The following is a 14,138-nucleotide window of genomic DNA, read 5'->3' as shown; positions in this document are numbered from 1 at the left end:
GGCTCTACCCACATGCACGTCTAAGCAGTACAATTCGCGGCAAGAATCCATTCTTTTCAGTTAGATGCTTGACTAGCACTGACTGCCGCAAATCAGCGAAGTATATCGATGTCAGACACTCAAGTGGCTCAAGAAGCAGAATTACGCCGGACCTTCGCCATCATCTCGCACCCCGACGCTGGTAAGACCACCATTACCGAAAAAATGCTGCTGTTCGGCAACGCTATTCAGCTCGCCGGCTCGGTCAAGAGCAAGCGCGATGAGCGCCATGCAACCTCCGATTGGATGAAGATGGAGCAGGAGCGTGGTATCTCGGTGACGACTTCCGTGATGCAGTTTCCGTACAACGGCCGGATCGTCAATCTGCTCGATACACCTGGCCACGAAGACTTTTCCGAGGACACCTACCGCACGCTGACGGCCGTGGATTCGGCGCTGATGGTGATCGATGGCGCCAAAGGGGTCGAGGACCGCACCATCAAGTTGATGGATGTCTGTCGTTTGCGCACGACGCCGATTCTGACATTCATCAATAAGATGGACCGTGACATCCGTGATCCGGTCGAGGTAATGGATGAAGTCGAAACGGTACTGAACATTCAGTGTGCCCCGATGACTTGGCCGGTGGGGATGGGACGCCATTTTCGTGGCGTCTATCATCTCTACAATGATGTCATTCACCTTTACAAACAGGGCCAGGGCAACCGGATTCCGGAAGATCTACGCATCGAAGGGCTCGATAGCCCCGAGGTCGAGGAAACGTTGGGTAAGGATGCTGCGGAGGAATTACGGGCGGAAGTCGAGCTGGTCCGTGGCGCGTCTCATACTTTCGATCTTGATGCGTATCGCCGTGGCGACCTCACTCCGGTGTATTTTGGGACCGCGATGGGGAATTTCGGGGTGCGTGAAATGCTCGACGGCTTCGTCGAATATGCGCCCTCACCGTTAGCGCGCGATACCGATAAGCGCACCGTGGAAGCAAGCGACGAACGTTTCACCGGCTTCGTTTTCAAGATCCAGGCCAATATGGATCCCAAGCACCGTGACCGTGTTGCCTTCTTGCGGGTGTGTTCGGGCAAGTACGACAAGAACATGAAGATGCGCCACGTACGCATTGGCAAGGACGTCAAGATTGCCGATGCACTGACTTTCATGGCATCCGACCGCTCGCATGTCGAAGAAGCGTGGCCCGGCGACATTATCGGCCTGCACAACCATGGCACGATTCAGATCGGTGATACCTTCACGCTGAACGAGGATATGCGCTTCACGGGGATCCCACACTTCGCACCCGAGCTATTCAAGCGGGTGCGACTGCGGGATCCGCTCAAGATGAAGGCCCTGCAAAAGGGGTTAAAGCAGCTTTCGGAGGAGGGAGCGACGCAGGTGTTCATGCCGATGGACAACAACGATCTGATTGTCGGTGCCGTAGGGTCACTGCAGTTCGATGTCGTCGCTCATCGTCTGAAGCAGGAATACAAAGTCGATTGTCTTTATGAGCCGGTCAATGTGCAAACGGCACGGTGGGTGTATTGCAACGACGCCAAGATGCTAGATGAGCTAAAGCGCAAAGCCAGTACCAATCTTGCCTGGGACGGTGGAGACTATCTCACCTACCTGGCACCAACGCGCGTTAACCTACAGATGACCCAAGAGCGTTGGCCAGATGTCCAATTCCGAGCCACACGTGAACACTGAAGCCCTAAGCGCTGTCTGAAACGTCGGCGAGAGGCATGCCATGTCTGCGACGCTGATCGATGCCCATTGTCATCTCGACTTCGATGCTTTCGATGAAGACCGTGACGCTGTATTGGCGCGTGCAGCCAAAGCTGGAGTGGAGCATTACATCGTTCCGGGGACTACGCGAGAGCGTTGGCCCCGGGTAGCCGACCTTGGGCGACGATCAGAAATCAGCGTCTGCTATGGGCTGCATCCCTACTTTCTTTCGGCGCACGCGTCGGGAGATATCGACGCTTTGGAGGCCCAACTCGACGCGCATCCCGAGACCGTCGCCGTTGGCGAATGTGGCATCGACATGCGTCTTGGTGACATCGATCGCCAATGGCAACTCTTCAATGCGCAATTGCGTATCGCTAAGCAGCGCCGTCTGCCAGTTGTGATTCATTGTGTCCAGGCCAACGACCAAGTAACAAAGCGCTTGCGTCAGCTCGCATTGCCCGCCGGTGGCCTGATACATGCGTTTTCGGGAAGCCCGGAGCAAGCCCGGGGTTTTCTGGAGTTGGGGTTCGTCGTAGGTATAGGCGGCGCTTCTACCTATGACCGAGCCCAGCGCCTGCGTCGCGCTATACGCTCGCTGCCCAACGATGGTTATGTCCTCGAGACCGATAGCCCCGACATGCCGTTGTCCGGCGAACAGGGGCAGCGCAATGAGCCATCCCGGATTCATGCCGTCTGTGACACGGTGGCCGAGCTCCGAGAAGCGTCCTATGCTGCGGTAGCGATGCAGAGCACCGCTACCGCACGCTGCCTATTCAAATTGGCGTCACATCAAGCCTGAAGAGACATGCTTTCTGGGTCGACGCGTTCGATTGCATAGGGCAACGCCAAGCGCTTGAGTGGAACGCCATCGACGTTGAGCTCGCGTGGCTCGTCGCGCTGCGTGATGATGGCGAGTACTTCGGCTTTCCCATCAGCGTTCAGGGCGGCGCATACGATATCGCCTTGGGACTTGCCGTCAGCGTCGTGTACGGGCGTCCCCGGTGCCGGTAGCGTGTCGTTTTCCAACTGAGCACGCAGCAGACGCTTCTTGACCTGACCACGGAAATGCGCCCGCGCGACCACTTCTTGTCCGGTGTAACAGCCCTTGCGGAAGCTGATTCCGCCTAGAGCTTCCCAGTTGATCATCTGGGGAAGATAACTGTCTCGTTGTGAATCGCCCAACCAGGCGAGACCGGCTTGGATATCCTGCAGACGCCATACGGCGTTGCCGACGGGCGTGGCGATGCCTTCGAAGGCCTTCCAGGCGGGTAGGGCTGCGTTCTCCGGGGCGACGACCATGAATCTTGGAGTCGGACCTGGATGGTGCAGGATCACCGCTGCATCGCTGTGAGCCATGGCCCATGCGGCAGGGGCCGTGACATCGAGTTGCGCCTCGACCTGAGCTGCCGCATCCTCGCCCACGATACCGAATATCCGGGTCTCTGGCCGCGTGATCTCGACCTTGTAAAAGGGTGCGTATTTCGCGAGATGTGCGTGAAGCGGGTCGGCCACGCCAATATCCAGCAGGAGCCAATAGCGTGTCTCGTCCACACGCATCAATTGCCCGTTGGCCAGCACACGTCCCTTAGGAGAGCAAAATGCCGTCAAAGGCGCGAACTCGCCATTGGCAAGTGTCACCTGGGCGCTGGTTTGGCCCTGGAGAAAACGTTCGGCATCGAGACCGGCAATTTCCATGATCGAGTACTGCGGCAACGGCGCAATTGCCGTGGACGACAAAGGCACGCGAGCCTGGGACAGGACCTCGCCGAAGTGCCACTCATTCTCCGCTGCGCGCACTAGCCCTTGCGTTTCAAGATGCCTGATCCAATCGTTCATGGAATAACTCCGTATCGCGAACGCGACGGTCGCTCGACCGTATTCAAATGTCACACCTGAATATCAGGGCAGGCAAGGGATTTTCCAACCATCGCGGCACCGCCGTTGTGCCATGATAAACTTGCACTGGCAAACGAATGAACGAATGGAGACCCCCATGGCGCATGTAGCACTGACCTTCGAACAAGTCGACAGTGCCGAGGATGTCAATCGCATTACCACGGCTCTAATGGAGATGGACGGCGTCGAGGAGGCCGAAGTCGGTCGTCATGGTGCCGAAGTAGACGGGCGCGTGCGGCGCGAGGCATTGCTGCAAACCGTCCGGGCGCTGGGATACAAGGCACATTGATTGCCACATGGGAGAGGAGCTATGACAATCACGGTTATTACGCAGCGCGATGGCTCGCTTCGCCAACAGGCGACGGTAAGGGAGTTTTCAGCGTTGACTGTGGATGTCCCGCGAGAGGTGGGCGGGGATGAAAGCGCTCCTGATCCGCATGACTATTTCGACCTGTCGCTCGGCGCGTGTAAGGCCATGACGGCACTGATGTACGCCCGGCGCAAGCATTTGCCCGTGGAGGCGATCACTGCGACCGTCGAGCGCGACGCCAGCGAGGAGGCGCGAGGCCACTACCGGCTTACCGTGACTTTGGCGTTCGAGGGCATCAATGATCCTGAAACGCTGAACCGTCTGCTCGAGATTGCCGATCGCTGCCCGATACAGCGCCTGATGACCGTCAGCGACGTGGATATCACTACGCGCCCGGCCTGACCGCGAGTGCGGTCGAGGCTTGAACGGCCCTTACCTCGCCCTTATGTGAGACTCATGAGCAAACCCTTTCGTATTCAGTCGCAATTCCAGCCTGCGGGCGATCAGCCGACGGCGATCGAAGGCCTGATACATGGCTACAACGCCGGGCTTGCGCATCAAACGTTGCTCGGTGTCACCGGGTCGGGGAAAACGTTCACCATGGCCAATGTGGTAGAGCGGCTACAACGTCCGACCATCGTCATGGCTCCGAACAAGACGCTGGCTGCCCAGCTTTACGGCGAATTCAAGAGCTTCTTTCCTGATAACGCGGTCGAGTATTTCGTTTCGTATTACGATTATTATCAGCCGGAAGCCTATGTGCCGTCGTCGGACACCTTCATCGAGAAGGATGCCTCGGTCAACGATCATATCGAGCAGATGCGCCTCTCAGCGACCAAAGCGCTCCTGGAGCGTCGTGACTCGCTGATCGTAGTCTCCGTCTCGGCCATTTACGGCTTGGGGGACCCCGACCAATATCTGAAGATGCGCCTGCACTTCAACCGTGGCGAGCTGATCGATCAGCGCACCTTTTTGCGGCGTCTAGCTGAGCTTCAATATACGCGTAACGATATGGATTTTCGTCGCGGGACCTATCGAGTCCGGGGCGATGTCATCGACGTTTTTCCGGCGGATTCGGAAGACGAAGCGGTGAGAGTGGAGCTTTTCGACGATGAAATCGAGACCATCAGCCTGTTCGATCCGCTGACCGGCGAAGTGCGTGGCAAAGTGCCGCGCATGACGATTTATCCCAAAAGTCACTATGTGACGCCACGCGAGACGATTCTCGGCGCCGTGGACGACATCAAGGCCGAGCTGGCCGAGCGGTTGGACTGGTTGCGCAAGAACGACAAGCTCGTCGAGGCCCAGCGACTTGAGCAGCGTACGCTCTATGATATCGAAATGATGCTCGAACTGGGATATTGCAACGGCATAGAGAACTACTCACGCTATCTATCCGGTCGTGCGCCAGGCGAGGCCCCCCCGACGTTCTTTGATTACCTCCCGGACGACGCGCTGTTGTTCATCGATGAATCACACGTCAGCGTTCCCCAGGTGGGCGGCATGTATAAAGGGGACCGTTCGCGCAAGGAAACGTTGGTTGAATACGGGTTCCGGTTGCCATCTGCTCTGGACAACCGACCCATGAAGTTCGAGGAATGGGAGCGTATTTGTCCGCAGGCAACCTTCGTCTCTGCGACGCCGGGCAAGTATGAGGCCGAACATGCCGGCCAGGTCGTCGAACAGGTCGTGCGTCCCACCGGCTTGGTCGATCCCGAAATCGAAGTGCGGCCGGCAGGTACTCAGGTAGACGATCTGCTCTCCGAGATTCGGCTGCGTACTGAGGTGGGGGAGCGCGTGCTGGTCACCACGTTGACCAAGCGCATGGCCGAAGATCTCACCGAATATCTCGGTGAGCACGATATCCGCGTCCGCTACTTGCACTCGGATATCGATACCGTCGAGCGCATAGAAATCATCCGCGATCTGCGCCTGGGTAAATTCGATGTGCTCGTAGGCATCAACTTGCTGCGCGAAGGGCTGGATATACCGGAAGTCTCATTGGTGGCGATTCTCGATGCAGACAAGGAAGGCTTCCTGCGCGCCGAGCGATCGTTGATCCAGACTATCGGACGTGCGGCGCGTAACGCACACGGTAAGGCGATTCTCTACGGTGATCGGATAACGGATTCGATGCGTCGAGCGATGGACGAAACCGAGCGCCGTCGTGACAAGCAGATCGCGTTCAACGAAGAGCATGGCATCACGCCCAAGACGGTGACGAAGTCGGTTGCCGACATCATGGAAGGGGCTCAGACACCGGGTAAGAAAGTAGGACACAAGCGTCCCGACAAGCGTGTTGCTGAAGCTCCCGGCGATTACAGTGCCGAGCAGCTCAATCAGATGGATGCTGCGGGACTGACCCGGGAAATCGGCAAGCTCGAGGATGCCATGCATGAAGCTGCGCAGAACCTGGAATTCGAGGAAGCCACACGGCTACGTGATCAATTGCAATCCTTGAAAGCACGACTGCTTGAGTTGGGTTAAATGACAAGCTTGTATCTTATACCGTTATCTATCTAAGAAGCCTTTAACGCAAAGAAACATTCATTCAGATAGACTTTGGGCGATTACTCCAAGCGTAATCGCCCATTTTCGGTATAATCCTATGTTTGTGTTTCTCGCGATGCTTTCTTAAGGGCGCCTCGCGGGTGTTAGCCATAATAAGGAGTCTTTTTCATGACCGTGATACGCCAGGATGATGTAATCCAGAGCGTGGCCGATGCCTTGCAGTTTATTTCTTACTATCATCCCAAAGACTTCATCGACGCCATGCACGAGGCGTATCAACGTGAGGAAAACCCTGCCGCCCGCGATGCCATCGCACAGATCCTGATTAATTCTCGAATGTGTGCCGAAGGCCATCGGCCGATCTGCCAGGATACAGGCATCGTAACCGTATTCGTCGAGATCGGTATGGACGTCCGTTGGGAGGCAGACATGAGTCTCGACGATATGATCAACCAGGGCGTCCGCCAAGCCTACAAGCTCCCCGACAATGTACTGCGCGCTTCGGTGCTGGCCGATCCTGACGGCAAGCGGCAGAATACCGGCGATAATACGCCAGCCGTCATCCATCACAAGCTGGTCCCCGGTGATAAGGTCGAGGTCCACGTCGCAGCAAAAGGGGGCGGTAGCGAGGCCAAGTCTAAGTTCGCGATGCTCAATCCTTCCGACAATGTCGCCGAGTGGGTCCTGGAGCAGTTGCCCAAGATGGGAGCGGGTTGGTGCCCGCCAGGTATGCTGGGCATCGGCATCGGTGGCACCGCCGAAAAAGCCATGGAACTCGCCAAGGAAGCCTTGCTCGATCCCATCGATATTCAGGATCTCAAGGCACGTGGTGCCGAGAATCGTGCCGAAGAACTGCGTCTCGAGCTCTTCGAGCAAGTCAACCGGACCGGTATCGGCGCACAAGGGTTAGGTGGGCTGACCACTGTACTCGATATCAAGGTCAAAGATTATCCCACCCACGCTGCCAACAAGCCGGTCGCTATCATTCCCAATTGCGCGGCCACGCGGCATGTGCATTTCACGTTGGACGGTAGCGGTACAGCGTCACTGCCCGTTCCGACGCTGGAAGACTGGCCGCAAATCACGCGTGAAGCGGGTGACAATGTTAAGCGGGTAAATCTGGATACGGTCACGGCTGAAGAGGCGGCTTCCTGGCAGCCGGGCGATACGCTGCTACTCAATGGAAAGCTGCTGACAGGGCGTGATGCCGCGCACAAACGCATGGTCGATATGCTGGCCAAAGGCGAGTCTCTGCCGGTCGACCTGCGTGGGCGCTTCATCTATTACGTAGGGCCTGTCGATCCGGTTGGTGACGAAGTCGTCGGGCCTGCTGGCCCCACGACGGCTACGCGCATGGACAAATTCACACGGACTATGCTCGAGCAGACCGGTCTCCAGGGAATGGTTGGCAAAGCCGAGCGGGGACCGATGGCGATCGAGGCAATCCGTGACAACGGGGCCGTTTACCTGATGGCAGTGGGAGGTGCTGCGTACTTGGTGGCGCAAGCGATCAAGAAATCCCGCGTGGTCGCCTTCGAGGATCTCGGAATGGAAGCGATTTATGAGTTCGACGTCGAAGACATGCCAGTGACCGTTGCCGTCGATAGTCAAGGCGAGTCGGTCCACCAGATCGGTCCGGCGAAGTGGAAAGAGATTATCGCCGCGAGTGCATGATCATGCGATGATCGTCGCTTCAGGCCCCGTTCCACGCGGGGCCTGATTTTTAACCAGCGAGCGCTTCGAAGGTTTCAGGGAGGAACCGACATGACATCCGGACTGATCGGTATCCTGATCGTGACGATCCATGTGCTGGGCGTGTTGTCCGCCGTCATGGCATTGATGTCGAGTCGTACCTCGCAAGGGGCGGTTGCCTGGATCGTTACGCTTTTGACCTTTCCCTACCTGGCCGTTCCCATCTACTGGATCTTCGGACGTCCGCGTTTTTATGGTTACACCTCTGCGCGCGGCGAACGCGACACCGTACTACGTCAGGTCCTATTGCGTTTCAGGCCCCGGCTCGAGCCTTTCTTTTCTCGTCCCTCATTTGACACCACGCGCATTCAGGCCGTCGAGCGTCTGGCCATGATGCCCATGAGCACGGGCAATCGCGCCGAACTGCTCATCGATGGGGAAGAAACCTTCCAGAGCTTACTAGAGGGAATCGATGCCGCGCGCGAATACATCCTCGTGCAGTTTTTCATTTTCCGCGCCGATGAAATAGGCACCTTGTTCAAGCAGCACTTGATGCGTCGGGCAGAGCAGGGGATTCGGGTTTGCTTGCTTTACGACGAAATCGGCAGCCGCAGTCTACCCAATGACTACTTGCACGAGTTATCGCAAGCGGGCATCGAGGTCACGGCCTTCAACTCGTCGCGCGGCTGGCGTCACCGTTTCCAGATCAATTTCCGCAATCATCGCAAGATCGTGGTCGTCGACGGGCGTGAGGGGTGGACCGGTGGCTTCAATGTGGCCGATGAATATCTAGGGCGGGTGGCGCGTTACGGCCCCTGGCGCGATACTCATCTCAAGCTCACCGGACCGAGCGTCATGGGATTGCAGGAAGCCTTCTGGGAAGACTGGTACTGGGCCACTGAAGAGATCCTGTCCCTCAACTGGGAACCGTCGATTACCTGCGATGAGTGCCAGCACGTGGTGATCGTGCCTTCCGGGCCGGCTGATAACTGCGAGACGGCAAGCCTATTGATTCAACATGTCATCCACGGGGCCCATGAACGACTGTGGGTGACCAGTCCATACTTCGTCCCGGATCAGGGAGTGCAAGATGCCTTGAAGCTTGCCGCCTTGCGTGGTGTCGATGTACGCGTGATGATTCCCGAGCGTCCCGATCACTTACTGGTTTTCCTATCGGCTTTTTCCTTCTTGCCCGAGATGATTCGTCACGGCGTACGTATTTTTCGCTATCAGCCGGGGTTCCTGCACCAGAAAGTCGTCCTGGTCGACGACGAGACAGCGCTGGTCGGTTCGGTCAACCTCGATAACCGTTCGTTTCGGCTCAATTTCGAGATCACCGCGTATGTACCCGATGCTACGTTTGCCGGCCAGGTTGAGGGCATGCTACGTCGGGATTTTGCGGCATGCCGAGAGGTATCGCTGGATGAACTCAACAATCGCCCCATCTGGCGTAAACTCGTCTCGCGGGCGGCCTATCTGCTAGCCCCCATACAATGACATCCGTTGCGTATCGAGACGCGATGTTCGTATGCTCGCGGCTGTCGTACATTTATTGCGTGACCACCAGGAGTGCCGGTGAATCTTGAAACCAAGTGGCTCGAAGATTTCGTTGCCCTCGCCAATACACGCAGTTTTTCCGCGTCGGCGAGACAACGGCATGTCACCCAGCCTGCTTTTAGCCGACGCATCCGCTCCTTGGAACAAGCCGTGGGTGCCACCTTGGTCGATCGTTCCACGACGCCTATCGGGTTGACCCCGGAAGGGCAGTTATTCCTGGTCACGGCACGCAGTATGGTCGAGCAGTTGAGCGAATGCCTTGCCCATTTGCGCGGTCTGTCGATGGCCAACGAAGCACTCGATATCGTCGCCGCGCATTCGCTGGCGTTGACGTTTTTCCCGCGCTGGATTTCACGTTTACAAAAGGGCGTGGGTGAACTTCCGACGCGGCTGGTCGCCATGAACGTCGGGGATGCCATTCATGTGTTGCGCGAAGGCAACTGCGATCTGATGCTGGCCTATTACGATCCCTACGCTAGCATGCAGCTAGATGGCGAGGCTTTTCCTTCATTTTCCATCGGTCAGGTGAAAATGCTGCCGGTTTGCGTACCTAACGCCGATGGCACCCCACGCTTTGCACTGGACGATGAGGCGGGTATCCCGTTTCTCGCCTATACCCAGGGCGCCTTTCTGGGACGTAGCGTACGCATGCTGCTCAAGAACGATCCGCTACGCATGCGCCTCAAGACCGTCTATGAGACTGCCATGGCGGAAGGCCTCAAGGGTATGGCCCTGCAGGGGGTCGGTATGGCATGGATTCCCGATTTTTGCATACGAGAAGAACTCGCCGCAGGGCGCTTGATCCGCGCGGGAGATCCGCAGTGGGACATTCCACTCGAGATACGTCTTTACCGGTGTTCGCTGGTACACAAGCCCGGCGTCGAGAAGCTCTGGCGACAGATGATGAAGTTACCGCGCGACTTCCTGCAGGCATGAATAGGTGGCAGCGACTCGCGTCATGGCGTGGCCATGCCGGCCGGCAGGCCTAGAAAGTTCTGAATGATGAAGAAATGGTCCTCGAACAACGCCTCGGGGTCGAGGTCGGCCAGCGCTACCCAATGGGCTTGCTCGCCACTTCGCGAAGGCTTGAGCTGGGGGAGTTGCTGTTCAGGCCGCAGGGCAAAATAGAAAGCCTGCGCCAAGGTACGCCCGCGCCAGCTACGATGGGGGGCATCGAACAAGCGCTGGCCGCGTAGCGACCCTTTGAGCACGGCTTCGGGAATCTTGAGACGAACCCGCTCACGCAGCTCGCGCAAGCACGCATCCAGCAAGCGCTCCTGGGACTGAATGAAGCCTCCCGGCAAGGCGAGCAGCCCTTTACCGGGTGCCGCTCGACGCTCGACCAGCAGCACATGCCCGGACTGCACCACGACGGCATCGACGGTCACGAAAACCGGAGGATAGGGCGCCTGAGCCCAGGCCTTACGATACTGCTCGAACAGATGCTGTTCTTCCCACAATTGCGCGCATTCAGGCGTTTCGAGAAAGCGCCTTAGTGCGTCGCGGACCGGCGCCAAAAGACCGCTGCTTTCATCACGCGACAAGTAATCGCCTGCCAATGCCGGTTGGCCGAACAACGCCTCGCGAATTCGATGGGCCGAGACATCGCTGACCAATGGAACACTGACCGATTCCCATTGAGGGAAGAGTGTTAAGTAGTAACTCGATTGACCGCGACTGGCACCGATCAAGCCGATTCGGGGTAATCGGCCTTGTTGAGGAACGACCACATCGCGCACCCGACGCTGCACGTCGCGAACCCAGACATCGTCATTGTAGAGCGCATCCAATAGCGGCGTGATTTCGAGACGCCCGTTGTCATCGGCGTCGAAGCATTCGCGCAGCATGTCTCGGCGCTCCTCGAAGCGCCAGGGGTTGCGTAATGAGCGAGCCTGCCAGGCGGATCCCACCATGACGATCACCTGCCGTGCCTGCCGCAACGCTTCGCGTATGACGCTGATATGCCCTCGATGCGGCGGTTGGAAACGACCAATGAAGACCAGGCAATCGAAGGGATAGGGGGCATCGGAGGAAGCAGAGGGCATGATGGCGTTGGACATGAAGGCTCCGTCAGTAGGGCCGGGCCATTATGAGCAGCCACTCAAGGCTCTGCAATATAAGCAGTGGCCGGGGCATCTGCGCTATCCTGAGACCAAGCGTCGTTGTACCCATCATTCATCATTTCCGACAAGGGGTGTCTGTGATCAATCTTTCGCCGCGTTATTGGTACCGAATCGTCGTCAATGCCGCGACCTTATGGCTTGAGCACAATGCGTTCAGCTTCGCGGGCTCTCTAGCATTTTATACCCTGTTTTCACTGGCACCGACGATCATCATCGCCGTCACCGTGATTGGGTTGGTATTGGGAGAAGATGCCGCGCAAGGCCAGATCGTCGCGCAGTTGCAGGACACGATGGGGCAGGACGCTGCCATGGCGATTCAGCAAGCGGTGGCGCAGTCACGTATTGAAAGCTCTGGCATCTTGCCGACGTTGCTCGGCATCGGCGCGTTGGTCGTTGGGGCCACGACTGTCTTCGCGCAGATGCAATTCTCACTCAATACACTATGGGGCGTGACGGCGCGTCCCGATCGTAACGGGCTTTGGCTGTTCATCAAGAAACGTCTTCTGTCGCTGACCGTGGTGCTAGCGGTGGGCTTCATCCTCATGGTGTCATTGGTGCTGAGCGTGATGCTGCGCGCCTTTTTCCGATATGCCAGCGACTGGCTACCGGGTGTCAACGCGCTCTTGGGCAGCGCCGAATTCCTCGTCTCTCTGGCGGTGATTGCACTGTTTTTCGCCGCTATCTTCAAAGTGTTGCCGGATGTCGTGGTGAGTTGGCGAGATGTTATGGTCGGCGCGATCGTGACGGCAGTGCTGTTTGCGATCGGGCGCTACGCCATCGCCGCGTATCTAGCCTATACCGCCACGGCGTCGACATACGGCGCGGCGGGGTCGGTCGTTCTCGTATTGCTCTGGGTTTACTACAGTTCGCTGATTCTGTTGTATGGCGCTGCCTTTACCCGCACTCATCTTGAAGCGCGTGGCAAGCGTATCGTACCTCGCAACTCTGCAGTCTCGGTCAAGCGCGAATTCGTGGATTCGCCTGAATATTCCGCTACCCAAGCGACGTCCGCAAGCAGAGGAGAGGGCCATGCATGAATATTGTCTCAAGGCCTGGGTTACCGGCCGCGTGCAAGGCGTCGGATTTCGTGCCGCGTCACGCGAGCAAGCATTAAAGGAAGCGCTCACGGGGCATGCCAGGAACCTCAGCGACGGTCGCGTCGAAGTGCTGCTATGTGGCGAGCGATCGGCCGTCGACCGTGTCGTGCGCTGGTTGTGGCAAGGGCCACCGGCGTCGCGCGTTACGCATGTCGAGTGTGAAAAGGTCGACGCCACGCCCCCGAATACCTTCGAACTCAGTTAAAACTGCCCCCGAACCGCTCCGGTATGGGCCGGAAAGGCGGGGGGCAATTGCCCTCAGCGGGTCAGTGTTTCGACGATCCAGTCCACGACGGCTTCCCCCTCGGCGTTCATGCACACATCGACGAGCGGCGTGCGTGCCCAACGCGGATCGATGAAGGCACGCTCTTGCGGCGCAAACAGCGTCTGGCCTTCGGCGTCGCCCTCTGTGACGACATTCAAGTGCCCGCGTACAGTCGTGAAGAGTTCTGGACGCATCAACCATGCCAAGGCACAGCTGTCGTGCGGGCAACAACCATCGATATCCAGCGCCGTGCGGTAGAATGCGCGATAAAATGCATAGCTACCGGCCAGGACTTCGCCCAGCTTACCTTGGGCCGCGGCTATCTTGTCCATCTGCGCAGGGCCCAGCACGCAGCGGTGCGTCGCATCGAGCCCCACCAGGGTCAGTGGCCAGCCCGCCGTCAATACACGTGCGGCGGCATGCGGATCATTGAAGATATTGGCCTCAGCGACGGGCGTGACGTTGCCTCCCTCGCGAATCGACCCACCCATGACGACGACCTGCTTGACACGATCGATGATGCTCGGATCAAGCTGCAGCGCGGCAGCGAGATTGCCCAGCGGGCCCACAGCGACCAGCGTGACCTCGCCGGGGCGAGCATTGACCTGCTCGACGATGAACTGTGGTGCACTGATCGTTTCGGCGCGATGGCTCGGCGTTGGCAAGGGGTGGTTGCCCAGCCCGTTGTCGCCATGGATATGCGCCGGCGCCGGATGCTTGAGCTTGACCAGGGGAGCCGCCGCACCTTGCGCGACAGGGATGCGTTGGTCGGCGAGCTCCGCGAGCAATAGCGCATTGGTGGTGGCGGTCTCGATATCGACATTGCCGTAGGTCGTGGTCATGCCGAGAAGCTCGATCTCGGAATGCGCGAGGGCGATGGCAATGGCTTGGGCGTCGTCTACGCCAGGATCGGTATCGAAAATCAGAGGTGTGGTCATGAAAATCCTGTGTCAAAAACGGACAAGTAA

Annotated in this window: 13 protein-coding genes; 10 read left to right on the top strand and 3 right to left on the bottom strand. The window is 58.0% G+C overall.

Annotated elements, in window-relative coordinates:
- Window positions 1-108: 108 nt before the first annotated feature.
- Both prfC and KZO83_RS15680 read left to right on the top strand, forming a co-directional pair.
- Window positions 109-1,698 (top strand): peptide chain release factor 3, encoded by a 1,590-nt coding sequence (gene prfC / locus KZO83_RS15685; RefSeq protein WP_178998626.1) that lies wholly within the window; start codon window positions 109-111, stop codon window positions 1,696-1,698.
- Window positions 1,699-1,738: 40 nt separating this feature from the next.
- Window positions 1,739-2,518 carry a TatD family hydrolase gene (locus KZO83_RS15680; protein WP_247621417.1) on the top strand — a complete coding sequence of 260 codons (780 nt, stop codon included), beginning with the start codon at window positions 1,739-1,741 and terminating at the stop codon, window positions 2,516-2,518.
- Here KZO83_RS15680 and ygfZ read toward each other — a convergent pair.
- The gene (gene ygfZ / locus KZO83_RS15675) at window positions 2,509-3,555 is read right to left on the bottom strand and encodes a CAF17-like 4Fe-4S cluster assembly/insertion protein YgfZ (protein WP_247621416.1); all 1,047 of its coding nucleotides are present in this window, start codon (window positions 3,553-3,555) and stop codon (window positions 2,509-2,511) included. The two genes, KZO83_RS15680 and ygfZ, sit on opposite strands and share 10 nt — an antisense overlap.
- A 157-nt stretch (window positions 3,556-3,712) precedes the next feature.
- Between ygfZ and KZO83_RS15670 the strand changes: the two genes are divergently transcribed.
- From KZO83_RS15670 to KZO83_RS15645, 6 genes are all read left to right on the top strand, one after another.
- Window positions 3,713-3,904: a hypothetical protein gene (locus KZO83_RS15670; protein ID WP_178998629.1), complete on the top strand. Its 192-nt coding sequence runs from the start codon at window positions 3,713-3,715 to the stop codon at window positions 3,902-3,904.
- A 21-nt stretch (window positions 3,905-3,925) separates the two neighbouring features.
- Window positions 3,926-4,327 (top strand): OsmC family protein, encoded by a 402-nt coding sequence (locus KZO83_RS15665; protein ID WP_247621415.1) that lies wholly within the window; start codon window positions 3,926-3,928, stop codon window positions 4,325-4,327.
- Window positions 4,328-4,381: 54 nt separating this feature from the next.
- Window positions 4,382-6,412: an excinuclease ABC subunit UvrB gene (uvrB, locus tag KZO83_RS15660; RefSeq protein ID WP_178998631.1), complete on the top strand. Its 2,031-nt coding sequence runs from the start codon at window positions 4,382-4,384 to the stop codon at window positions 6,410-6,412.
- 192 nt (window positions 6,413-6,604) lie between these two features.
- Window positions 6,605-8,110, top strand: a complete 1,506-nt coding sequence (locus KZO83_RS15655) for a fumarate hydratase (RefSeq protein WP_247621414.1) — start codon at window positions 6,605-6,607, stop codon at window positions 8,108-8,110.
- Between the two features lie 90 nt (window positions 8,111-8,200).
- The gene (gene cls / locus KZO83_RS15650) at window positions 8,201-9,625 is read left to right on the top strand and encodes a cardiolipin synthase (RefSeq protein ID WP_247621413.1); all 1,425 of its coding nucleotides are present in this window, start codon (window positions 8,201-8,203) and stop codon (window positions 9,623-9,625) included.
- A 78-nt stretch (window positions 9,626-9,703) separates the two neighbouring features.
- On the top strand, window positions 9,704-10,621 hold the full coding sequence (locus KZO83_RS15645) for a LysR substrate-binding domain-containing protein (RefSeq protein WP_178998634.1): 918 nt from the start codon (window positions 9,704-9,706) through the stop codon (window positions 10,619-10,621).
- A gap of 20 nt (window positions 10,622-10,641) precedes the next feature.
- On the opposite strand, the gene KZO83_RS15640 is transcribed toward KZO83_RS15645, so the two are convergent.
- On the bottom strand, window positions 10,642-11,745 hold the full coding sequence (locus KZO83_RS15640) for a bifunctional nicotinamide-nucleotide adenylyltransferase/Nudix hydroxylase (RefSeq protein WP_247621412.1): 1,104 nt from the start codon (window positions 11,743-11,745) through the stop codon (window positions 10,642-10,644).
- 140 nt (window positions 11,746-11,885) lie between these two features.
- On the opposite strand from KZO83_RS15640, the gene KZO83_RS15635 reads away from it, so the two are divergent.
- Both KZO83_RS15635 and yccX read left to right on the top strand, forming a co-directional pair.
- Window positions 11,886-12,845, top strand: a complete 960-nt coding sequence (locus KZO83_RS15635; RefSeq protein ID WP_418904317.1) for a YihY/virulence factor BrkB family protein — start codon at window positions 11,886-11,888, stop codon at window positions 12,843-12,845.
- The gene (gene yccX / locus KZO83_RS15630; protein ID WP_247621410.1) at window positions 12,838-13,110 is read left to right on the top strand and encodes an acylphosphatase; all 273 of its coding nucleotides are present in this window, start codon (window positions 12,838-12,840) and stop codon (window positions 13,108-13,110) included. Before KZO83_RS15635 ends, yccX begins: the two co-directional genes overlap by 8 nt.
- 53 nt (window positions 13,111-13,163) lie before the next feature.
- Here yccX and KZO83_RS15625 read toward each other — a convergent pair whose 3' ends face one another.
- The gene (locus tag KZO83_RS15625) at window positions 13,164-14,108 is read right to left on the bottom strand and encodes a nucleoside hydrolase (RefSeq protein WP_247621409.1); all 945 of its coding nucleotides are present in this window, start codon (window positions 14,106-14,108) and stop codon (window positions 13,164-13,166) included.
- Between the last annotated feature and the right edge of the window lie 30 nt (window positions 14,109-14,138).

Source organism: Chromohalobacter moromii, assembly GCF_023091865.1.
Lineage (GTDB): Bacteria > Pseudomonadota > Gammaproteobacteria > Pseudomonadales > Halomonadaceae > Chromohalobacter > Chromohalobacter moromii.
Note: the sequence above shows the minus strand (reverse complement) of the source record. Positions and strands in the feature narration are given on the sequence as shown.